Raw genomic sequence first — 24,547 nt, 5'->3', positions numbered from 1 at the left:
TTAAAATTTAACCAGTTTGGGCGATAAAGAGTAATTGTGTCTCGTATCTCAGTAGAAAGAAAAGAAGCTATTACCTCCCTATTCGATGTCAGTGAAAGAAGTGTCGGAAGAGGAAGGAATTAGCACTGCGACCCTGTATCATTGGCGCCAGCAACTCAGAGGTTCAGGAGCCGCCGTGCCAAATAGCAACACTTCATCAGAGCAGTGGTCTGCTCAAACTAAACTCGCCATTGTTGCCGAGACTTACTCGATGACCGAAAGTGAACTCAGCCAATATTGTCGTGAAAAAGGTCTTTTCCCTGAACAAATCCAAAGTTGGCGCAGCGAATGTATGCAAGGGTTTAAGTCGAGTAAAGAGCAGGAAGCTGAAGCAAAGAAGCAGGCTAAAGCTGACAAACTTGAAATCAAAGATTTGAAGAAAGATTTACGACTCAAAGAAAAAGCACTCGCTGAAACGGCCGCCCTCTTGGTACTAAGAAAAAAGCTGAGAGCCTTTTACGGGGAAGAGCCAGAGGACGACTAACCTCAACCGATGAAAGGCAGACCATAGTGACTCTAATCCTTGAAGCGAAGCAATGCGGATGCCGTTTACAGCTAGCTTGCCATGAAGTTCAAATTGACTTGAGAACCTATCGTCGCTGGTATCAGCAAGGAGAAGTTCAAGCTGACAAAAGGCCAATATGCATCAGACCTGAGCCTGCTAACAAGCTGTCTCAGGAAGAGCGTGATGCGATTGTCGAGGTGTGTAACCGCTCTGAGTTCGCAAGCTTGCCTCCAACTCAAATCGTCCCGACACTGCTTGATAGAGGTGAGTATATCGCCTCTGAGTCGAGCTACTATCGAGTACTGAGTACGCAGGGGTAACTTCACAAGCGAGGTCGTCAGCGGAGCAGACAGAAGCAAGCGAAGCCAACCAGTTACACAGCGACGGACTCAAACCAAGTCTATACGTGGGATATCACTTACTTACCTTCAAAGGTTCGAGGCCAACACTATTACCTGTATGTCATTGAGGACATCTACAGTCGAAAAATTGTTGGTTATGAAGTGTATGAGCATGAATGCGGTGAGCTAGCGTCACAACTTCTGCAACGAACGTTAATGCGAGAGCAGTGCTTCAATCAAGCACTGGTTCTTCACTCAGATAATGGTGCGCCGATGAAGTCGTTGACGTTCAAAGCAAAAATGGAAGAGTTAGGTATTACTTCATCGTATAGTCGCCCAAGAGTCAGTGATGATAACCCGTATGTTGAGTCATTGTTCCGCACGGTAAAGTACATGCCAAGCTGGCCAACAAAGGGCTTTGAAACAATCGACAGTAGTCGAAGTTGGGTTGAAGCCTTCGTACGCTGGTACAACACGGAGCACAAGCACAGTAAGCTGAATTATGTCACGCCTTCAGAGCGTCACAATGGAAAAGATAAAGAGATCTTGAAGCGCCGAGCGGAGGTACTACTCGCTGCAAAAGAGCTAAACCCTGAACGCTGGCCTGGTGATATCAGAAACTGTGAACCTGTTGGTGACGTTCACCTAAATCCAGAAAGAGAAGCTGCTTAATAAGTAAGCAAATGATGACAACTACCTTGAAAAACACCGTTATTAATCAATAAAGAACCACACGTAGGAATAGTTAGATTCATATTATTTCTCCCCAAAAAGACCATAAATGTGACTTTCATCACTGAAATTTTATAAAGCCTAGTCGTAAATTGTTACATTTTTGTGAATAACGTCACATAGTGCTGAAATTAAGAACTTTTCAAATCTTTTAACATTCAAATTATTCTGTTTGACTATAGAATCCTTGAAAAATATAAATAAAAAACAAGCGAGGCTAAATTTATTAGTTATCGCTAAATTTCGATTTCGTTATATATACAGTTGGATATCAAGATTATGTTCTCCTCAGATTTCACAAGACGGCCTATTGACGAAGAAAAGCCTAGCGGAACTAACCCAAACGCATTAGATGATTTTACAGAGATAAAACGTCAAATTAATAACCTTAATAAGGTGACAGGGAGAGTCTCTTGGAAAAAGGTTCAGTCTCTTTCAAAAACGATACTTTCGAAAAACAGCAAAGATTTCCGTTGTAGTTGCTACTTTACTGTCGCAGCAACACATAATGATGGCTTAAAAGGTTTAGCTGAAGGACTCAGTTCTATTCTGGACTTATGCGTCGTTTATTGGTTTACCGCATATCCAGAAGTTACAAAATCAAACGCAAGGATTGGGGCGATAGACTGGATGGTTGAACACACAGAAAAACGAATAAAGTCGATTAAAACAAACCCCGACGACGTACTGCTGATCGAAACTTGCCATCGCTTATGTATGAGAATTGAAGAAGAACTAAGACTACATTACGGTATAAAAGCACCTTCATTAGGTGGGGTACGTCGAATCTTAAAGCAATGGGTTGATGAACATAAAGAGACCGAAGCAAACCTGCGCGAAGCAGAGAATCAACGAAAGTACCGAGCTCCAGAAGAAAATAAACAACCAACACCAGTGGCTCAACCATCAACCATTAAAATTGATGTGTCAAATAAGCAATCTGCAACAACATCGAAAGTCGACGATAAAACACCCTCTAATTATTTAGTCGTCTACCTGTTAGCCGGATTTCTTGCTTTAGCATTGTCCTCTCACTTCTTTTATAAGCAATACCAACTAAAAGATCTGACTAAACAAATCATCACATCTGATATCTCACAACTTAATGAAATAGCACATTCATTAAGATATGAATATGCTCCTATTTCTCAAGATGTTAGACCTAATGTCGTAAACCAATTAGACACACTAATGAAAGGTTGGGTTGCCGATCCAATCAAAGTGTATCAGATCGATATTTTAGACCGATTGACGCTTGATTTGACCAAGCTGTATCCGGACTCGTCTTCTATTCTACGATTACGCCAAGAGTTCACCAATGAACAAGAAAAGTTAAACACAGATTACGCCCAACTTCACCGACGCTTTTCTAACGCCAGGACTGTATTTGCGAATGTAATTAGAGGAAGTGAAAGTAAAAAGACAGCACGAGCTTATGAGTACAGTAACTCTCTTTTTCCATTGATTGGCCGCATTGAATATGCAGAAAAAGAACAACAACAAAAAGAACTACAGAAATCTCTTCGGATACTGAACGTCTATTTACACAAAATAAAAACCTTAGAATCAGATCTGTCAGCAAATAAACCGTAAAACTCATAAAACCGTCTTAAGACTCGGTATTACAACAAACTCAAAACAACGAAATAGGCTTATGTTAAAACACAAACTAATGAGGAACCCTGTTGTTATATCAACGGCCATTTTCCTCTTTCTTGCTGCTACGATCGCTGCAATCTATATCCTTTGGCTAGATATAACAGACAAGTTTTACCTATGGATTGCTTTAGGTGCTATAACAATTTTCTATTCGTTGTTTCAGGTAACGTTGTGGCTAAAAAAGAAAAACAACACTAAAGCCCTAAAGCTGGAAACAGAAGAAGAAGCATTAGCCATGGTCATCCGTCCGCTTCTTTCTGGTTCCAATAAAAAGTCAATCTATTTAATGATTGGCAATAAATACGCGGGTCGAACTCAGTTTCTACTTAACTCCAGTGCAATCAAGCCAATGGATCAGACTCGTACTGCAAAGAATGATTTTTTCGAATGGTATGAGTCAGACTCCGCCGTGTATATCAAACCGGATCAACGCCTATTGTTTCAAGAAGTATCAAGTAACGATAGCGCTCTGTGGAACACATTTGTAGATGAGGTCATTAAACACAAGCCTAGAAAGCCATTTTCTGGTTGCTTGTTTTTTATCGATTTTGAATTTCTAATTGTCTCTGAAACCGAACAAATCGATTACACGTTAACCGCGCTTAACCATCGATTAGAATCAGTAAGTGAAAAAACATCTTCAGCGATCCCTTTATATTTAATGATGTCTAAGCTCGACAAGCTAGAAGGATTTAAGGAATACATACACTTTAGTTCTTTAAAGACCTCGGTTGAATTTCTATCAATTCCATTAAAGGAAGCTAAAGGTGTATTTGTTGAGTACTACCATGATAGCTTCCGTAATTTAGTAAAAGTAATGGAGAGCAATGCGTTAGATTCGTCGTCTCACTCTAATGAAGTTAACGAGAAGCAAGCCATATTAGCATTCCCTAAACAATTCGAATTGTGTCAGTCTGAAATTGCTTCTGTGATAGAACGACTTTCAGAACTCAATACTGGGTCTTATTCTCTTGATATCCGTGAAGTGTTTTTTATATCGAATATCCAAGGTGGTAGAAAATACAACCTATTAGCTAAGAGTTGCAGCAACTACTTTAACTTGCCGATCATTGCGTCGGAACATACTCAGTTAACAGAAACGCCCTATTTTACGCGTTTCTTAATGGACTCTCAGATCCTGCCTGAATCTGATTTCGCAGGTGAAAACAAGACTTACCTTAGGATGATCCAGAGGCAGAGCCGTCTAGCCGTTGCAGCTTCCATTATTTTACTAGGTAGTGGTGCTTACCTGTTTTCAACGACTTTAGATGACAACCTGAGAGTGATTAGTCAGCTTATTGGTATAGATGATTCACAATCGTCTTACCCAAAAGGCAATTCTTTTGAAAGTTCTCTTTCAAGTGCGATCCAAACTGTACAACCATCTTATCAAGCATGGCTTAGTGGCTCACAAGCGCTAGATAATGAACTTGTGAATATGAATGTAAGTCGTCTCGATGAAAGTACGAAAATCGCTTATAACGCCCTCATAATGCAAATTAGAAACCACTTAATGCCAGTAATTGAGCAAGGTTATCGTTTGCAACTAACACAAAATCAAGACAACGTTAATAATGCACTGCCTTTACTAAAAGGTTACTTAATGTTGAATGATCCTACAAAACGCGAGATAAAATTTCTACGTCAGCAAACGATGTCAACGCTCCAAAAACTCAGTGATCAACCAGACACGATCACGACAGTGATGAAATATTTGGACGCATATTTCCGCACTGATTTTGAACCTGTATCGATCAACATGAATATGGTGCGTGCGACAAGACGTTCTCTACTCTCTAGTTCAAATGTAGATCTTGTGTACGCCAGCTTGTTACAACAAGCAGGTGACATTGATTTAGGCACTTTGAATTTACAGCGAGCAGTCGGTTTCGACTTTAATAATGTCTTCAACGACAACTTGGATCCTCAACGATTAGAAATCGATAAAGTTTACACATCTACAGGCTTCAGTACGTTTTACCGCCCTCGCGTCGATTTAATGTCGCAACAAGTCATCACCGACAACTGGGTATTGGGTTTGTCAAACCACGTAATCCCAACAGACAAAGAACAAGAGACATTCAAGAAGCAAGTAAGAAAAAAATATACGGATGACTACATCAGTTATTGGCGAAATGCTTTAAGCGAACTAAAAGTAAAGCGTTATAACAATATAGGGGAGATTACTAACGCCATTGATCTGATCTCTGGTCCCTCTTCTCCTATGACAACCGTTCTAAAACAAGTTTATACAAACACTCAGTTTTCCCCGGTTGGACAACAGAATGCATTAATGGCCCAGGTTAACCCTAAACTTGCTGGTGCCGTAAATGCAGCACCAGAACTCGTTGAAGAACTTGTAAAGCCTGACTACTTATTAATGAAAAGAGTTGAACAAGCTTTCCACATCTTGAATCAATTACAAATTAACGAAACCCCTAACTCCCCTACACCATGGGATGAAACGATAACTGCACTGAGCAGAGTTCGTACGTATATGAAAGATATAGCAGACGCACCGGCCCCTCAAATGGCAGCGTTGTCTGCAGCACAACACCGGATGAGTAGTACGGATGCCGATCCTCTGATTCGTTTAAAACAAATTGCACAAAAATCTCCTGAGCCAGTAAGAAGTTGGCTTTTAGACGTAGTTAACCAGAGCTGGTCCGTGATGATTTCTGAATCATCAAAAGGAATACAGACTCTTTGGTATAGTGAGATCTATTCTAAGTTCAAAGAGTTAGGTTTAGGAAGGTACCCTTTTGATCTAAGTGCAACAGAAGAAATTTCGATCGAAGACTTTGAGCTGCTTTTCGCATCGGGAGGCTTGCTTGATGCATTTATCGATAAAAATTTCGCTCCTTTTTATGACACAAACCTATGGACGCCAAAACAAGTAGAAGGTGAAATTATGCCTCTCTCACCAGAACTACTTGTTCAGTTAAGAAATTACAATGTCATCAGAGATACACTAATCAACAAGAGTACAAACCGTTTGTACCTTCCATTTAGTGCGAAGGTACTTGATCTGGATTCGAGTGCGATCAGAGCAAGCTTAAAAATAGCGGACTCAAATATCAACTATTACCATGGTCCCAGCAGAATTCGTGAACTTGAGTGGCCTCCTCAAAATGGAGATTTCAATATCAGTATAACAATTCAAGATGTAACAGACGAAGGTAAACAACATGTACTGAGCAAGAATGGTCAATGGGCTATCTATCGGTTATTTGGTGACTCAACGTTAACAAATACCCATAACGGTAGCTTCGTGAGTGATATAAAAGTATCAGGCAGAGATCTGAGCTTGCGAATCACTCCTTTGACTCAGAAAAACCCGTTTACGTTAGCGGAGCTGTATAACTTCACTCTACCCGAAGCCATATAGTAAAAATACAAATACAAATACAAATACAATAATAATTCAGAAAAGGCAGAACACATGATGTCCAACATTAGTTTACAAGGCTTAGACAAACTAGATCGTAAAATTCTTTCGAATCTACTCTCCAATGGGCGAGAATCGATTGCTAATCTTTCTCGCAACATCGGCTTGTCGCGAACAGCAGTCGCTGAACGCATCAACAGACTTGAAAAAACCGGTATTATCAAAGGGTATACGGCACAAATAAGAGTAGAAAATGACGGGAGAAACACCGGTTTTGTCCAAAACCTTCACAGGCTGAATTTTTACCTATGGCACTTTCTAACTCGAAAGTGCCCTTTTCTGCGTTAACGTAATTACTCAGTAGCAGATCACGCTACTGAAATCACCGTACTTTTTCTTATATGCCAAAAGTGTTAAAAAGATAAGAGAACATCGAATGATGCTCTCTTAAATATCGGGGAGAGTACAGCTAAATAGTAAACACATTTCAGACGCGAATGAGTGTATACAAAAAGGCCGCAATCAGCGGCCTAGTTTAAAATCTACTAATTCAAAGTTAAAGCATCAATTTGAAGCTCTTTAAGTGTGAGATGAAGCTTGGGAGTCTCTGCTTTTGTAAGCAAGCTAAGAACTCATCTTGGCTCATTGGTGGCCTTTTTAATGAAGCTCTTTGTTGCTGAGCAGCCTTAACGCATGCGCTACTGTCCAATTCGAACATATCGCACAGGAACTCGTCTGGATGTATTGCTGTTAGACCTAAAGGCTCGAGTTCGCAAGAAGGAAAGTCTTTTAGGTTGAACGTAATGATAGACTCAGCCTGACCTTTAATGGCGGCAGCTACAACATGTCTATCATCAACATCGGGTAAAGTAAGGCCATCAATTAAAGACTCATACCCTTCAATCAAGCAGTCTGGAACATTTGCGTTCATTAACTGTCGAGTTCTTTGCAGTTGTTCTGCATTTAGCTCTGGCCTATTTTTCAGTAGATTTCGAGTCCATTCATCATGTATCTGTTCTGTCCATCGCGCTCTAAACAGGCCAGTATTGGCCAAGTACATTAGGTAGCTTCGGAGTGGAGCTGGGTACATTACACATGCGTCTAGAATTACCGTATATGACGCCATTAATATCCCATATCCATTTCTTGGTCTAATGCAGATAGTTCAGCAAGAGCAGCTAGTCTGTTCTCTTCTAGGCAGTTCTTGTACTCCATAAGATCAGTATAAGCTACCTTTCTACGGTTGCCAGTACGGCTAAACGGAATATCACCTGAATCAAGAAGCTTAATGAAAGTAGGACGAGACATGTTTAGCATATCAGCACCTTCTTGCGTTGTGAGTTCCGCATGAATAGGTGTGATGCTAACAGAGTTGCCTTGACCTAATTGAGTAAGCATCTCGATCATCATATTTAATGCGCTTGCTGGAATAGTTACTTCGTGAGTCTTACCAGACTTATCGACAACGTTAATCCTTTGAGCTTCACCATTAATTTCTATAACGGCTGACAACTCTTGGCTACCAAGCTTAGCCAGTGCCATTTCTTCAGCGCTTGGCAATTTTGTAGCAGTATTCATCGTGTTTCTCTCTAGTTTTTAGTTTCTGATGTCATGGTATACAAATCTTCTCACCATGACATTATCCGAAATATTCGAAAAAAGTCAACATTCGAAATATTCGAAAGAAAGAGAGTGTCACATTATCGTTGGACTTAGTGCTCATAGGCGGCCTAGTTCAAGGTCTATCAACGCATGCTTAACTATCTTTAATCATAGTACTTCAATATGTAGTGTATGAGAGGAATTGGTCAGCCAGATGTAGGCTAGCTGAATGATTATAATATTAGAAGTAATTCGAAAGGTCAGAGTGTTCTATGATTCATAACTCGGAATTGTCCGAAGATTAGTTTCAGTTATATCTGTCATGTTAAAGCATGCGGCAATCGTTTACGCCTCGTTATTCATTCGTAACTTGCCATCTTTCTTGTTGTGCCTGTGAAGTTGTCTGATACTTCGATACGTTTCATTTCGATGTTCATGGTGGGTTCGATTTTTTTAAGACGTGCTATATCACTGGCGATTCGTTTACAGCCTAAAAACAAGATGCCATCGAGTGGTGTTATGACATCTCCAGCCTTGAGGCAATCAACGAGGGAGGTGGCAGAGAGTGGTGTTTTTGTCCCAGCAACGTAGCGGGTTGCCACAAACTCATTCGTATAGTGGATTTCTCTTGGTAACATTTGTTCGCTTTTGGCGTAAATCATTCCGCTTTGTTTACCATTAATAACTCGATGCTCTTTATACACTCGTGTTTCCTCGCCTATGGTGGCCATAGCTTGTGGTGCGCGTGTGATGAATAAGCGAAAAGGTAGATCTTCACTTGTGATGTAATCGACAAGGTTAAACGCTAATCTTGCTCTCGCGATCTCTCCGAGTGGTTTGTCACGACAGATTTGTAGAACCTGATCCCATTGGCTGGTCAGTCGAGTGCTTTCTTTATCGCTTCTAACTTTAACCTTGAGAATATCGTAGTGAATTATCTTTTCCATGGTTAATTTGGCCTTCCGTTTTGCTTGCTTCGTTAAATTCCAACCTAACATTATTTTTTTATAACAAATTAAAGCAGTTATCCACAAAGTTGGGGCGTAACCTGTCTAAAACCTTCGTCGGTTGAGTTTATGCTCATGGTACCAAATAGATCGAAATCACCTAAAAATGCCGATAATTGTTTTCAAATTGAAGTAAAAAGCGCCAATTATAAAACTTATCGCGACACTAAGAGGCGGGTATATTCGTTGACTTCTAAAAGAGCCCAATGATGGTTACTTTGCAATTGGAGTAGATTACCGCCAGTGCTCCTTGAAGCGAAAATTAGAGCAACTACCATTGATTTCTTGAGAGGTCATGGGGGTTGGTTAATCTCTGCACCCTCGTTAGGGTACCAATAGGCGGATACCTACTTATAAGCTCTCATCCTATCCAAATTCACGAGTTGTGATCTGATTTAACTTTTTGGTGAAATTACCTCTGTTAATCCCTAAAACCCTAGCAGCCTTAGACTGATTACCGCGCGTATGAGTTATCAACTCAGTAAACAATATTTCAAACACAGCAGGAGTCACCCAAGACATATCAGGGCTAACTGATTGTTTATCAAACCATGTCGGTTCCAGTTCTGCTCGGATAAGTTTTTTTAAATGGTCTTTGTTGATTGGGGTTAGTTGGTCATTCATAGAAGTTGAAGGTCATTAAGGAACTTTATCATTCTGACAAATTTACCATGAAATCGCCTTGAAATCAGCCGACGCGGGAAAATACGAATACGATGGATAACTGTCCAGCGCAATAAGCAACGAGGACATTTTTAATCATAAGCTCAAAGCCATTCGTTTCTAAAAACACTCGACCAATCCCTGTCCGGTGATGCCCATCATCAACATAAAGCTCACCATCTCTATTACACAGAGACCAATTTCGCTTTTCTTCTTAAAAAGAGTAATCAGGATTGCTTTGAAGGTTTCGAGCATAACGCTGACCACATTCGAGACCGTGAGGATTATCAGCGCAAGGAAATAAACCACCCAAGTTTTGCCAGCATGTCGGGGCTCTAGACCCCCACCCCGTCGGAGAGGTGAACATCCGTGACTTACCTTCGGCATGCGTAAATTTTTTTCATATCAGAGCCCTACACCGCAATACCATTAGCCAACAACCGTTCAATTGTTGGCCAGCTCATCTGCATACGCAGGTAATTACCTAAAAAAGCACTGCATTTCACTCTCAAGGAACCACGATGCCTAGACCTAAACGCGCGTCCGGCAACCACTTTACCCGTGGCGGACAAATTACTTTTCACTCCATTCGGATGTTCTTTCAAGTCAACAATACCTTAGTCTACGCCGCCATTTGGTCGGTGATAGCGCTCACTGGCGTTCTTACCTGGCTACGCGCGCCCGATAACGCCTTTTGGTCTGTGTTCTACTACTGGCGCAATCATATCTATGCCAGCTTTGGGCACAATCTTAACAGCGAAGTCACGACGTTCTGGAGTGGAAAACGCTACGTTGGCACGCTCGCCTCCCAACTGGAAAATACCCAACTCATCAGCCTTTATGATGACGTCATTCGCCAAGCACAAATCAACTTCTTAATTGCCATCTGTATTGCCTTCGCTATTTTGATGCTCGCCATGAGTTTCTTTAAACGACAAGGCGAAAAGCAAAGTGAAGATTTCCACGTTCGAGGCTTTCAATACGCAGAACCCAAAGTGCTCACAAATGATTTGAAAAAACGGGCAAAGAAACTCAAAAGACAGGGTGTAGGCAACGGACGGATTTCTGATTTCAAAGTGGATGGGCTGGCCTTGTTTAAGCGTGAGTTTGAAGTTCAGCATATGCTCATCGACGGCACCACAGGGGCAGGTAAATCCGTCATGCTTCGTAAACTCCTGCGCTGGATACGTAAACGTGGGGATAAAGCCATTATTTATGATAAAGGCTGCACCTTTACCAGTAAGTTCTTTGACCCTAGCCAAGATACCTTACTCAACCCCTTCGATGAACGCTGCGCCAATTGGGATGTCTGGTGTGATGCTAAGGATGCCCCTGATTTTGAAAACATTGCGAACGCGCTTATCCCGCAACATGGTGAAGGTGATCCGTTCTGGGTTGATTCCGCACGGACTATCTTTTCTAGTGCGGCGTATCGCATGAGTAAAGATAATAAGCCCTGCTCGACCGCTCGATTGCTCAGCCTAATTTTAACCTCAGAGCTCGAAGCGTTGGGTAACTTCCTGCAAGGCACAGAGTCTGCTTCCCTAGTCTCCAAGGACATCAAAAAGACCGCCATCTCGATTAAGTCCGTTTTGGCCACTTACATTAAGAGTCTGCGCTTTTTAGATGGACTGGATGAAAAAGACGGTCAAGGTCAACCCAAACGCAAGCCGTTTTCCATCACCGCTTGGGTACAAGATGATAAACAAAAAGGCTTTTTATTCTTATCCAGTAACGCGCAGCAACACGCTTCACTGCGTCCTTTAATTTCAACTTGGCTTGCCATTGCCTCTAACGCTATTTTGGGACTCAAAGCCGATGAAGACCGCCGTATCTGGGTGATTATGGATGAGATGCCTAGTCTGCATAAACTGCCTGAGCTGGATAACATCATTTCAGAAGTGCGTAAGTTTGGGGGCTGTTATGTGATTGGTCTCCAGTCTTATGCGCAGCTCGTGAAAACCTACGGAAAAAATACCGCGGACGTTATTTTTGATTTACTCAACTCTCGCTTTTACTTTCGCGCCCCATCAGCGCAGATGGCGCAAATCTCATCCAAAGATTTGGGTGAGCAAGAGGTGGACGTCTCAAGAGAGAACATTTCTTACGGTGCAAATGCGTTGCGTGATGGGGTATCGATTGGTCACCAAACCGTCACCCGCCCTGTTGTCTCTAGCAGTGAAATCCAAGCCATGGATGATTTACAATGTTACCTTCGCGTACCAGGAAGCAGCTTTATCACTCAATTAGAGTTGCACTTTGATAAGATGCGAGATGTGACACCAGCCTTTATCAAACGTGAACACACCCTATCTCCAGCGATGATTAAAGCATACCAAGAAGCCGTTTACTGTGAGTGTGTTGCTCCAGGGCTTTTCCTTAGTGAAGAAGAGCGTAATGCTCTCTCAACCCGCCAATCAGAGCAATTTGACACTGCAGAAGAGATGAAGCTCGAGACAGCCCAAATCAAAGAAGCCACGCAAAGCAAAACGGTCAAAAATCTTGTCAATGATGATGCAGAAAATCTCAAATCAGACGGTCACTATCAAAAGCGCGCTCAACAAGATCTCGAAGAGTCGGCGATATCTCAAGATATCGGGATGGACGATATATCTGAATGATGAAAGGGAAAATAGCTAAATATTACCATGAGATGATAGAAGAGCAATTTATATAAATAATGAATAATTTAATATATAAGATTATTTTTAAGGCGTCTACTAAATAGGGGTAATTATATTTTCTATAAATCATAAACCACCTTAAATCTAACCTCAGTCAGAGTACAGGGTAAATTATAGAGAGGTCTTTATATGGAAAAGCAAAGAGAACGACGTCAATGGGGAACTTGGATAAAGAGTGTTTTCATCTTTTTTATCGGAGGGTTAATTTTTAGTTCACAAACCTATGCCCAAGGGAAAAAAACCTACACTTGGTTTATCAATAAGCCAAATAATGCAACCTCGTCAGCTCCTTCCTTGAAGGATCTAACTGTAAATGACATCTTGAGTGATGAAGATTACTTGAGTAAAAATACGAAAGAAAGACAGACTGGTATTCTCGTTGATGGGGTTATTCAACCTTGGGTTTATCATTGGGCTAGAATAGAAGATCGTCTAGATCCAGATACTGCCTTAAACAAGCTAAATCATCGTTATACCGCCCTAGTCCGTCCTAGGGCTACATTAGAAAGAATTCCTGACGCTATCACTAGCCCTGACCGTGTTCGATTTGATTATTGGGATTATCTTGAAGGAATGGTCTTTTGGGGAGGAAGCTCTCAAGAAGGCACAATTTTAGCCCCTGACCCTCAATGGATTGAAGAAGCTCATGTGAAAGGAGTCAAGATTTATGGCAGCGTCTTTTTGCCTAGTCTCTCCCATGGAGGAAATTTTCAAGATTGTCGAGATTTAGGGACAGTCAGTTTGATGACAAAGCTCATTGAATTGGCTGACGGACTGAATTTTGAAGGATGGTTTTTAAATGTTGAAAGTTTTTCTGGGGAGCAACAGCGAGAAACCTGTATTAATCAAATTGATTCAGCGCTAAGTGACAGTAGGATTACTACATTACAACAAGAAAAAAATATAGAATTTATAAAATATATTGGTTCAGAGGGCTATAGTGGTTGGATATCAGACGCCGATATTACTCCAAATGGCTTTATAGAACCAAGAATGAAAGCATCTCCTCATAGTAATGAAGTCGATTATTATCTCATTAGTGAATATGGTGCAGAAGCTTTAAACGAGATCAGAAATCCTGCTAAGTTCAATTCAAATAAGCAATATCTTATGTTTCCCAATGCTTCTTATTGGGGGCAGTTAGATCAGACAACTAAGTATACTATAAAAGTAGGTGCCCGAAACAATGCGGAACAAGTCGCCAAGCAATATTGGGAAGGAATGTTGGGTAACGATGAGCGTAAAGAATCAGAGGAGTATAATTGGAATGGTGTTTCTCAATATACTAAGAAGCGGAGTACAGATGCCCAGCTAGAACGTTTTCCTGTTCTTGCCTATCAGGATATTAATTTTCAAGGATCCTTGACCCATCTTAATTACGGAAGGTCTTCTGCTGAAGAGATAAATGCTATAGGAGAGATTTCGTCGATTAAGGTAGGGCCAAAAAGTTACGTTCGCTTATGTAAAAGTACTGATTATTCAAATTGTTTGACTGTATGGGGGCTGGATCTTGATTTTGTGGGCGAAGAAATGAACGATTCTATTGTCCATCTTGAGGTTGGTCCGCTTGAACTATACCCAGAAAATGTTGTTTTCTATACTGATCAGTACTTTCAAGGCCAAAAGTTGACTCTTGATCGAACTAACGCATTCTATGATACAACTGACATTTACGACAGGGCATTCTATCGATCAATTTCATCTTTGGTTGTGCCTCCAGGGAAAAAAGTACTCCTTTGTAATACAAGGACGGAAGACAGTTGTCAATTTCCCTATACTGGTACGGTAAAACTCGTAGCTGCCTCTGACAATGACGTCACACGTGGGGTTAAGATAATTGACCAACCGCAATTAACTTTAGCGACACTCTTTGCTCATCGAGACCAACAGCCTCCATTGTTTGAAATGCTCCAGCTTAACCATGTTTACAATGCTTCAGAGCTAGGGGATGTAGGTATTACTAGTTCTTCTCTTAGGTTGCACGATAAACAATATCAAGTGAAAGCTTGCCTTCAATCTAACCTAGGGGGCACATGTGATATCTACTATGCTGATAGTAATTATTTTGGTGATTTAAGAAATGACTCTTATCGCTCTTTTGTTATTGAAAAGCGTGATTTGAATAATGTTATAGGCCTCGCTTACATGGACCTTCAGTTACATGGACCTCAATATCCTTTGCTGACAGGGACGAATGAGAACTTCCCTGATATTTTTAGGGGAGGGATCTCTTCAATAAAGCTGCTCCTACCCGGCTATGAGTTTTCTTATTGCCTTACCGATAATCAACAAAATTTGGAATGTACTGGTTATAGGAGCAATGATTCTCTTGGTTTATCATCTGATTATGATGATAACAGAACCTTATCTATACGTATTCGTGAATAATTTTTTTAGGGTCAAGAAGGACTTTAAATTGAAATTTAAGGGATCCCAATAAGGTTAGCAATTTCGCCTTATATCCTCGCTCGATCGGGCGGGGATATAAGGCGTCAGTCGCGATAGCGGCTTAATCTGGTGTTAGGTGTTATTGGCTTTCTACATATGCTTTAAGAGTTTCTATTGTTGCCCCTCCTGCTGTACAAGCAAAGTAATATCGCGACCATAAGCAGCGCTTTTGCTTTGCCTTGTTAGGTGGGTATCCTGCAATCTAAGCATTCTTGATGATATGGATTTGAGGTTATTCACCATCACGCTAATTGACAACTTTGGCGGATATGATAACAAGACTAATAGGGAAAATTTGCAGAATGGAACGATCAAAACACTGCATTTTAATAACTTAAATTTCCAACGCTAGTACTACTTGGAGAGCCTCACCCACTCTTGCCTCACGTTGTTTCCCTCAATGGAGAGCACCAATGAAACCAAGATTCCGACACAAACGTCAACACAGTGCGCGATTAAAAAACTAAAACACCCACCATGATATGTCCCCTGAAAAACAACCCGAATCACTCTTTGTTCTCGATATGCTCGACGGCAACGACTGGTGACCCCTTGTACTCACTAATCCAGCTTACGCAACATAGAGGTTACACCCTAGAGCCTTATCATCACGATTAATCACTCAACCCCCGTCCCAAGCCTTGCCATTGCAAGGCTTTTTTACGTTCATTTATCAAGGAATTACCATGTCAAGTAAGACCATCTTGAATTCTGACCATTTACCGATATTAAAAAAACAATTACACACTATTCTCAATCAACTTACCGATGCTGAAATTATTTCAAACAGCCCAATTAAAAAAAACACATGGTTATCGATTTGTGCTCAAGCGATAGGTTATAGCGACTGGGACGACTTAAAAGCGCAGACAGTAACGCACCACGTCTCAGCCCATAACATTGTATTTAACCAAGTGTCCATTATCCCTTTTATTCAGAGCGTGAGGGTAAGTCTAGGAGAGCACATCGACAACATTGAAGGATTTGCCTGTGTCATTCTAAGGAACTTAACTCCCGAAGAGCGAAACGCCATGAACGGCAAGGAAGGTGATCTTCCACCCTTACCCAAAGCCCCGACGTCCTATACATTAGAACTAGGTCCCAATACTGTTTATGCTTCCGACCTTTTAGATTGGCTCTGGCCTACCACCAAAAATCACCAAGTGGCCCCTATAAATAATCACTATTTAGAGCACGTGAAAGAAAAGCGAATTAACTTGAGTAAGCCACAAGTAAAAAAGCGCTCATTAGATGTTTACCCGCGCTCTGGCATGTTAGTAAGGGACATCTTAGGACAACTGGTTTCAGAGGGGTATCTAGAATTCAACGACACGCAAACATGCGTATCTTTTACACAAAAAGGTTTCAATTATTTAAATGGAAAAATGACCAACGAATATGACTCTGAATGGAAAGGATGGTTTAAGGCGTTTGTAGCTCATATCAAAAAAATCCCATACCGATACATCAAAATAGATTGGACACCCTATATCTATTTATATTCACGTGGAATGTCCCCCATTGAGGCGGCAAAAAATCTTGAATGGTCAGAATGCTACACTCAAGCGCACTCTGAGATCCGCTCCGCTCTTAAACACCAACTCAACATCAACTTACCTCTGTATCCCAAAGAACGATACCTGCAATTTACGCCCAGAATATTTCTGACACCTGAGCTTACCAGCAACAAGGTAACAGACATTCATTTTGAATTTATAGGACCCGACTGGGCTAAACCAAACGGCAATCCAAAAACAAAGCGCTTTTGGCCAAACAAACGCTACGTGTCTGTTTATTTAGATACCTCCCCCAAAAGTCGAGGTTGGTATGCCGTCATTCCCGATGAGGTTGATTGCTTTCAAGTGAGCTACAAATGGACAAGCCGGTCCCATTCTTTTTCAAGCGTCACCCATCATATGACTTACCAGTTAGAGCCAAATATAGAGTGTGCTCAAGATTGGCTGTATGGCAATGAGTGCATGAAGCATTCTGATTCTTCGAAACCAGCAATGGCCGCCGATGAATATAGCTTTAACCGTCTAGAATGCCTGACTCATGGCAAGCATTTAACCAAGGAAGAAATAATAGCGTTAGACCGATTTAAAGCGGGCATTACGTCCATTCACATTGATGAAAATGGCGTCACCATTCACGAAGAAAGAACGTTAACCGCTAGCAATTCATTTGCTTGTGTTGGGATCATTTTGTAACCGCAGTAACAGCACCCACCACTCAATTCATCGCCATCATTGGTGATTGGCATTACACAAGGGAACACCGTCATGCTTTCTATCAGCCCTCTTAAATCCGCTTCTGGCGCTGCAAAGTACTACCTAAGCGAAGAAACCCCCAAAGACCTACCTGACGTCTCTTTAGAAAAAGATGCCGGTGATAACTATTACCTCAAAGAAAAAGACCAAGAAGAAAACACCTTCTGGCATGGCAAGCTGGCCATCGAAGCGGGACTGGCTGGCAAACCCGTAGAGCAAGCCACCTTAGAATCGGTCCTCTCAGGCAGTCTTGGTGATGAAACTATTAAAGGGAAAAGGGGGAAACACAAATCAGGCTTCGACCTGACGTTTTCTGCGCCTAAATCCATCAGTGTTCTCGCGCTTATTGGCGGGGACACCCGCCTAATAGAAGCGCATAACAACGCAGTGAAGTTCGCCTTAACAGAGCTTGAAAAAGACGTTGCACAAGTCAAAGTCACTCATAAGAAAGGCGTTCAAGAATACGAAAATACGGATTCGATGATATTTGCGGTCGTGCGCCACAAGACCAGCCGTGAAAACGACATGCAAGTGCACTCGCACGCTCTCGCAGCTAACATGACTCGAGACCAAGAAGGGGATTTACGCGCTTTATCAACCAGCTTAAAACAAAAAGGGGGCGTCATTAACGGCACAGGCGAGCGCATCTACAACTTCCAAAAATACTACGGTATCTTGTACCAGAGCCAATTAGCTAAGGAGGCAGAAACCCTCGGTTATTCCACGCGAGGCGTCGGCAACGGTCAGTTCGAAATCAGCGGTGTCCCTCAGCCTATTCTTGATGCATCGTCCACTCGCAAACAGCAAATTGATCAACGCACACTCGATTTAGGCTTTGACTCTCGCGCCGCGCGAGATGTCGCGACCCTCGACACTCGTAAAAGCAAAACCCACCAGAGTAACGACAACCTCAACAAACAGTGGCAAAGCACCGTAAAAGACCAAGGGTATGAACCCGCAGAGCTTGTCACCATGGCGCAACAAGTAAAAGAAGCGCAAAACACCCCACCACTTGGTGAAACCAAAGCCGCCATCAGCAGAGCCATTGACCATCTAGGGCAATACAGCACCGCGTTACACCTTGAAAAAATCATTGAACTCACCGCCTCAGAGTTCACCAAAGGCGGCGTGCAACTCAACGCCCTTGATATCAAAAAAGTCGCGGATGAAATGATTAAGCAGGGCGACTTGATAGGACTCAGTCACAAAGGGCAATACACCACCAAAGGCTTAATTGATAACGAACAAGCGCTTATCGACAGCACCCAAGGTCGTGCGCATCACATGCGCACCCACGTTGAATCCAGCACGCTCAACAAGCTCGCTATCTCTGAAAACCAGCAGCGTATACTGACCGACCTGTACCACTCCACCAAACAGTTCCACGTGGTCAATGTGCATGGCTCATCACAAGATCTTGCGCAGCAACTACTCAATGTAGGTAATCACAGCGGTAAACGTGTCCAATTGGTCTCCCAAAGCGTGAAAGCCAAGGCTGATAGCATGGAGAGCGTACAGCGCAAAAGTCAAACACTCAGCGCTTGGGTTGGTCAGCTCTTTTCAGAAGAGCAGCGCCACACCACCCACAGCTTATTGCAAAGCGATACGCCGCTGACCAATAAAGATGTCTTGCTCATCGATGACGCCAATAAGATGAGCGCCAATGAATTGTTGGCCCTCACCGATAAAGCCAAACAATCGAGCAGTAAAGTGGTGATGCTTAACCGCGTATCAAGCCGTCAGGGATTTAAAGCCAATAACGCTATCTCGCTGTATCAAAAAGGCAATGTGGAGAGTCATTCTTGGGTTGGCAAGCGAGCCAGCAACACCAACGTAAAACTGCATGACAATGATACCGATAGGATAGCGCGGGTGTACGCCGACCTCCCCGATAAAGCCAACACGCAAGTGATTGCCACTTCCAGCGTCGAGCAGCGGCGGTTAACCGAAGCGATACGGGGCCAGCTCAAAAATACCGGCGCCCTCGCCAGACACGAAACCACCCTATTCACTCAAACCCCTCACCACCTCTCTAAAGCGCAACAACCCCTCGTTCAACACTACAAACCAGGCATGACACTCACCCATTGGGAGAAAAACAAACCTCAGAGTTTTGTCATCGCCAGTATCGACAAAGAGAGCAACACCATGACCGCACTCAGCAAACGCGATGGACAATCACACACCTTTGACCCGTCCAGTCGCGCCTTTAAGCACATGAAGATGCAAATCAATAAACCGCAAAGTCTCAATATCGCCCAAGGCGAACGCCTTCAAACGCTAGGCAAACACTTCCCTGCTGGCTTGGACGCGAACCAAAGCTACCTTGTCACTCACATTGACAAAGAAAGCCTCACGCTTGAGAGCAAAGGGGAAACGCAGCGCGTCAACTTAGAGAGCCTAAAAGACGCGCCGCTGCAATACGACTACGTTCATAGCGCCCACCATATTGAGCCAAAAGCCCATACTTTACTGTCAGGCAAAGCATTTACCCTATCTAAGCCCCTGATAAGCGACCTGACTGAAAAAATAGAGCGCCTTGATATCTTCACCGACAAACCAGACAAAGCCCAAAGCGCACTTGAAAAAGAGCAGGTCTCCCCGTCAGCCATTGAGCGTGTACTGCAGACGCAAAACGTCAACGACCGCTACCTAAACGACGCCACCCAAGATTTGCTAAAGCAGGATGTCAGTCAGGCACTGTCAGCACTAGCCAAAGCGCAAAACGCCCCACTCATCGAAAAAGCGGTCAGCTTTGCCCTGAACCACCTCTCAGAGCGAGAAGCGGCTTTTAGCCAAAAAGCCTTAGTAGTGGAAGCGGTGCGTTACGCCTTTGAAGAAGCCGGAGGCTCTATTACCAAAGAGCAGGTTGAAACAGAGCTGAATAAACGCAGCAACACCCTCTCTGCAGAGTACAGTGACGGCACACGCTGGACGACGCAAGCCGCGCTGGAGACTGAAAAGCGCATCTTACAAAACATCGATGATGGTAAAGGCCAACATCAACCTTTTGCAACGCCTAAGCAGGTGCAAGACTTTTTCGATACCAAGCCTCGCTTAACCCAAGGGCAAAAGGACGCCATCACCCTTATCTCAACCACCAAGGACAGCTTTGTGGCCATCCAAGGGTTAGCCGGTACAGGTAAGTCCACCATGCTTGAATCCAATATTGAACTTATCCAGTTAGTCAAAGAAGCCAGCCAGCAGCCAGAGCAAAGCGTCATCGGTCTTGCGCCCACTCACGCAGCGGTAGCAGAGCTCGAAAGCAAAGGCGTGAAAGCGCAAACCCTGGAAAGCTTGCTCTCTGACATCCGACAAGGCAATCGAGAAGCCAGTGACTATCAACACACCTTGTTCTTTCTCGATGAAAGCTCCATGGTCAGCAACAAGCAAGCCGATGAGTTCACAAAGCTGGTCAATGACAGTCAGTCCAAAACAGCCAAATTGGGCGATAAAGAGCAGCTTTTATCACTCAGTGCCGGTAAACCCTTTGAGCTGGCCATAAGCCAAGGCCGCATCGATACCGCTTACATGACCGATATGGTACGTCCACAAAATGACACCCTGCACAATGCACAGCAAAACACCATTGATAAACAGCCACTCAGCGCCCTAGATAAACTCCAGCAGCAAGCCCCTGATACTCAAAGCAACAGTCAACATGTCATTTCCACGTTGGATGAAAACGACAAAGACCGACGCAGAGCGCAGCTCACCGCCACAGAGAAGCTGCCCTACATGGTCGCCAAAGACTATTTAGAGCGCACCCCCGAAACGCGAGACAACACACTGATTATCGCGTACACCAACCAGGAGCGAGACACCATCACCGAACACATCCGTGTCGGTTTGATGAAACAGAGTGAGTTAGGCAAAGAGAACGTCGTCGCAACCCGGCTACGCTCAATCGGCGCCACGGGTGAAGAGCTCACTACCATGATGCCGTATCAAAAAGGCTTGATATTGAGCACCAGACCCGGTGAGTACGCGACAATCACTCACGTTGACTCAGAGCATGGCGTGGTGACACTTCAAGACGCAGCGACAGGTAAGACTAGGCCATTCTTACCGCGCAACCGTGACCACCGCTTCACCACCCTGTTCTCTACGTCAGAAAAACCACTCTCAACGGGCGATAAAATCATCACCCGTTTTACCGATAAAGAGCGCAGTATCAAAGCCAACGTGGAGTACCGCATCACGCAAGCGACTACAGACCGTGTTATCGCTCAATCTAAGACAGGACAAACACTCAACCTTAACCCTAATGCGCTTAAAGACGGGCACTGGGACTACGCTTACAGTCGAACCGCAGACATGGCGCAAGGGTCCACCTATCAACACGTCATTAGCGCGATACAAAGCAAAGGCGCACTGACCAACTTAAGACGCGCCGGTATCGATGTGACTCGTGCCAGTCAGCACATTCGGCTCTATACCGACAACACAAAACAATTGGTCAAAAGCTGGCTTTCTAAAGAGAGCCATAAAGCCAGTGCGATAGAAACCCTCAACCAAATTCCACCCAAAGACACCACCTACTTTAACCGTAATGCACTCCCTCATGAGGACGTCCGGTTCCAAAATAAAAGCGGTGACTTTGACTACAACACATTTAGGGAGCACATCAATACGCAGCTACCAAAATACACCGAAAGCCTCGCCATTCAGTTATTAGGCCAGCCGAATCAATCCAAATCAGACCGGGATTATTTAACCTTTGGTATTGGAAAATCGGCCATTAAAGTCACCTTAACTGGAGAGCATCGCGGGTATTTCAAAGACTACACCACAGGCGAAAAAGGCGCATTGATTAACCTAATCATGAGTCATAAGGAAATGAATTATAAAGCCGCGATGAATGAAGCGCACAAGATGATCAACGAACCGGAAAAATATCAACTGGAGGAAAACAGTAAACACGACAAATTACTGAGCACCACCCCAAGGCATATTGCGCAGTTTGAAGAACGGGCTAAGGATTATATCAATCAAAGCTTACCGATGGATAACACACTGGCCCAAACGTACTTAAACAAGCTCGGTGTCAATAACATTGAAAACAACCATGTAAAATTCCACCCGGCGGTCTATTCATCCGAAGATAGATCCCTTCACCCTGCAATGCTAACCAACATCCACAATAAAGAAGGCGAAACCAAAGCCATTGAAGTGACCTATTTAGACACTCAAGGAAATAAAGATACCTCCCTAGACATTAACCCAAGAACCCTAGGGACGAAATCCAAACAATTAACAAGATTCCATCAAGGGGAGAATTTAAACACCACCATCATCAGCACATCGATTGAACAATCGTTTCTAATTCGAGACCAAACCCAAGGACAGATTGATATTATTAACCTCAATCATAAGAACGACATTCAAAACATCTCTACCGATGAACTAAGACAGAACATCATTATTGTATTAAATCATGGCAATCACGATTTAAACCCGAACAACATTGAAAAAATCGTCGAGAACTTTAATGGCCGAGACATCCAATTCATGTCAAATGATAACCTTAAAGAGGACATCAAATCGTGCATTGATAAACTAGAGCGAGATAACAGTGCACATAACCTTGAATTAAGTGAGCCGCACACGTCTCATCAGGAGAGGGAATTAGACACCTTCAACTATAATGAGAAAACAGAACTCGACAGCCAATCATTCGACCACTTTGAGCCAAAAGAATATTCACCTCAACAAGAGATGGAATTTAATCAATCAGAGAAAGAGAGACATTGGGAAGACAGAGAAATCGACAGAGAGTTAGAGCGATAATAAGAGGGTAGCTGCTGCTACCCTTTTTTTTCGCCTGCAAGATAAGCATCCACTTTTTTATCCACATCAGCGGAAACCAAATTACGCATTTCTACTGCATCTTTTTTATTTTCATGGAACGCGACACCATCAAAACTTTGTGTGTGGGTTAAATTACCCGTCCCTTGGATCATCCTGATCCGTCGATACATCTCTTCCATCAACTCGCGGTTAGACGGCCGCTCATCTTCCTTATCGTTCAGTTTGATCCTCAATGCCAGCGTGAGAAGTTGCCTGACGGCTTCCGCATCACCTAACTTTTCTCTGTCTCTGAACACCTTAAAATCTTGCTCCAATTCACCCCGAATGTAACTCTGTACAGAAAAAGCTTTCGCCATAATCCCACCATCCTTTCTTAGATTTCCCTCTAAACAACACTTTACCTACATTACAATTAAATCACATGCTTGCAAAAAAGCTCACTATTTATCATTAAAAACATCGAGTTAATTGCTAATAAATCACTAGTACATCACTTCCACTTTAAACAAGCTCTCAGACCTTTCTCGAAAAGGGATTAAGTACAATTGATGCATTTATGATGTAAATCTACATTGGATTTCAGCGGCTAATTAGTTGAAATTTTGAAAATTTCCCCCCCAAAATATTCACTCTTCTATTTATATCATAAGTTATTGATTGTATTGTCTTTATGTTTAAAGCAGACAACCATTTAAATCGTTTTCGATTTAGCGTGGTGTGTGGTCACCAACTCAACTAACCAACAACTCAGAACGAATGATCTGAGTTCCTTAATCAAAGCGACGGGAAAAACTGACAGCGAAAGACAAAAGCCGACCAGGTGGCGAATGAATCTGACGAACGAGGGATGCGGGGATCTGGAAATTGAAGGAAGAAAGCGAGAGGAAAAGCCAAAGACATTGCACCGTTATGGTGCAAAGCCTTTTATTGAACGTTCATCTTAAAATAAACCGATTGGACTTTTTGGATGTATATTTTTCTGGCGTTCTCGGTGCGTTTTGAAAAACCCGCATTATAAGCGCCGACGCTGTTCCAGTTATAACCATGACTAGAAAAATTAGAACTTAATACCCACGCGCCAAGATGAACATTAAAACAAGGGTTATAGATGCTTGTTTCATTCACATTAAATTCGGATAGTCGATCAAACCAATGGGAATTAATTTGCATCAATCCAAAATCACGACTGATCACTTGACCGGTTTTGTTTTTATTTTCATTATACGCATTCGGTTTTAGGCTGCTCTCTACCGTTGCAATGGATTTTAAAAGCTGTGGATCGACATTATAAAATCTCCCTGCCTCATCAAAGCAAAAAGCCCAACCGAAACACGGCGATAGCAAAGAAAGGTAAAGTAATGGTTTCATCATAAAAAGCCACCTATCAGCCACAAACCC

At 42.8% G+C, this 24,547-nt stretch carries 12 protein-coding genes and 3 pseudogenes; 8 read left to right on the top strand and 7 right to left on the bottom strand.

Annotated features, from left to right (window positions below; genetic code table 11):
- Positions 1-85 precede the first annotated feature (85 nt).
- From LMH68_RS22930 to LMH68_RS22915, 4 genes and pseudogenes are all read left to right on the top strand, one after another.
- Positions 86-1,557, top strand: a pseudogene (locus LMH68_RS22930) (IS3 family transposase).
- A 339-nt stretch (positions 1,558-1,896) separates the two neighbouring features.
- Entirely contained in the window at positions 1,897-3,210 is a 1,314-nt protein-coding gene (locus LMH68_RS22925; protein WP_102429258.1) for a type VI secretion system ImpA family N-terminal domain-containing protein, read from the top strand.
- 61 nt (positions 3,211-3,271) lie between these two features.
- Positions 3,272-6,664, top strand: coding sequence for a type VI secretion system membrane subunit TssM (gene tssM / locus LMH68_RS22920; RefSeq protein ID WP_372147295.1), 3,393 nt, complete (start codon positions 3,272-3,274; stop codon positions 6,662-6,664).
- A gap of 54 nt (positions 6,665-6,718) precedes the next feature.
- Positions 6,719-6,928, top strand: a pseudogene (locus LMH68_RS22915) (Lrp/AsnC family transcriptional regulator); the annotation flags it as partial.
- Positions 6,929-7,220: 292 nt separating this feature from the next.
- Here the strand turns inward: LMH68_RS22915 and LMH68_RS22910 are convergent.
- The 4 genes from LMH68_RS22910 to LMH68_RS22895 form a co-directional block, all read right to left on the bottom strand.
- A complete protein-coding gene (locus LMH68_RS22910) occupies positions 7,221-7,790 on the bottom strand; it encodes a PIN domain-containing protein (RefSeq protein WP_017098631.1) in 570 nt (189 codons plus the stop codon).
- Positions 7,790-8,242, bottom strand: a complete 453-nt coding sequence (locus LMH68_RS22905) for a helix-turn-helix domain-containing protein (protein WP_048667525.1) — start codon at positions 8,240-8,242, stop codon at positions 7,790-7,792. Before LMH68_RS22905 ends, LMH68_RS22910 begins: the two co-directional genes overlap by 1 nt.
- Before the next feature lie 383 nt (positions 8,243-8,625).
- On the bottom strand, positions 8,626-9,264 hold the full coding sequence (locus tag LMH68_RS22900) for a hypothetical protein (RefSeq protein ID WP_017101949.1): 639 nt from the start codon (positions 9,262-9,264) through the stop codon (positions 8,626-8,628).
- A gap of 375 nt (positions 9,265-9,639) precedes the next feature.
- Entirely contained in the window at positions 9,640-9,897 is a 258-nt protein-coding gene (locus tag LMH68_RS22895) for a helix-turn-helix domain-containing protein (protein WP_016800114.1), read from the bottom strand.
- A gap of 560 nt (positions 9,898-10,457) precedes the next feature.
- Here LMH68_RS22895 and traD point away from each other — a divergent pair.
- Positions 10,458-12,557: a type IV conjugative transfer system coupling protein TraD gene (gene traD / locus LMH68_RS22890; protein WP_102561054.1), complete on the top strand. Its 2,100-nt coding sequence runs from the start codon at positions 10,458-10,460 to the stop codon at positions 12,555-12,557.
- Between the two features lie 192 nt (positions 12,558-12,749).
- A complete protein-coding gene (locus tag LMH68_RS22885; RefSeq protein WP_102428832.1) occupies positions 12,750-15,008 on the top strand; it encodes an endo-beta-N-acetylglucosaminidase in 2,259 nt (752 codons plus the stop codon).
- A gap of 139 nt (positions 15,009-15,147) precedes the next feature.
- Here the strand turns inward: LMH68_RS22885 and tnpA are convergent.
- Positions 15,148-15,350 (bottom strand): annotated as a pseudogene (gene tnpA / locus LMH68_RS22880) (IS200/IS605 family transposase); the annotation flags it as partial.
- A gap of 404 nt (positions 15,351-15,754) precedes the next feature.
- Here tnpA and LMH68_RS22875 point away from each other — a divergent pair.
- The gene (locus LMH68_RS22875; RefSeq protein WP_102533714.1) at positions 15,755-17,278 is read left to right on the top strand and encodes a hypothetical protein; all 1,524 of its coding nucleotides are present in this window, start codon (positions 15,755-15,757) and stop codon (positions 17,276-17,278) included.
- 72 nt (positions 17,279-17,350) lie between these two features.
- Positions 17,351-23,128, top strand: coding sequence for a conjugative transfer relaxase/helicase TraI (traI, locus tag LMH68_RS22870; protein WP_229648120.1), 5,778 nt, complete (start codon positions 17,351-17,353; stop codon positions 23,126-23,128).
- Positions 23,129-23,145: 17 nt separating this feature from the next.
- On the opposite strand, the gene LMH68_RS22865 is transcribed toward traI, so the two are convergent.
- On the bottom strand, positions 23,146-23,505 hold the full coding sequence (locus LMH68_RS22865) for a hypothetical protein (protein WP_016800120.1): 360 nt from the start codon (positions 23,503-23,505) through the stop codon (positions 23,146-23,148).
- A gap of 568 nt (positions 23,506-24,073) precedes the next feature.
- A complete protein-coding gene (locus tag LMH68_RS22860) occupies positions 24,074-24,517 on the bottom strand; it encodes a lytic transglycosylase domain-containing protein (RefSeq protein WP_029203697.1) in 444 nt (147 codons plus the stop codon).
- Positions 24,518-24,547: the final 30 nt, after the last annotated feature.

Origin of the sequence: Vibrio sp. F13 (assembly GCF_020806305.2) — a bacterium.
In the GTDB taxonomy this organism is placed as follows: Bacteria; Pseudomonadota; Gammaproteobacteria; order Enterobacterales; family Vibrionaceae; genus Vibrio; species Vibrio crassostreae_C.
The sequence above is the reverse complement of the archived record's forward strand: the minus strand, read 5'-3'. Positions and strand labels throughout refer to the sequence as shown.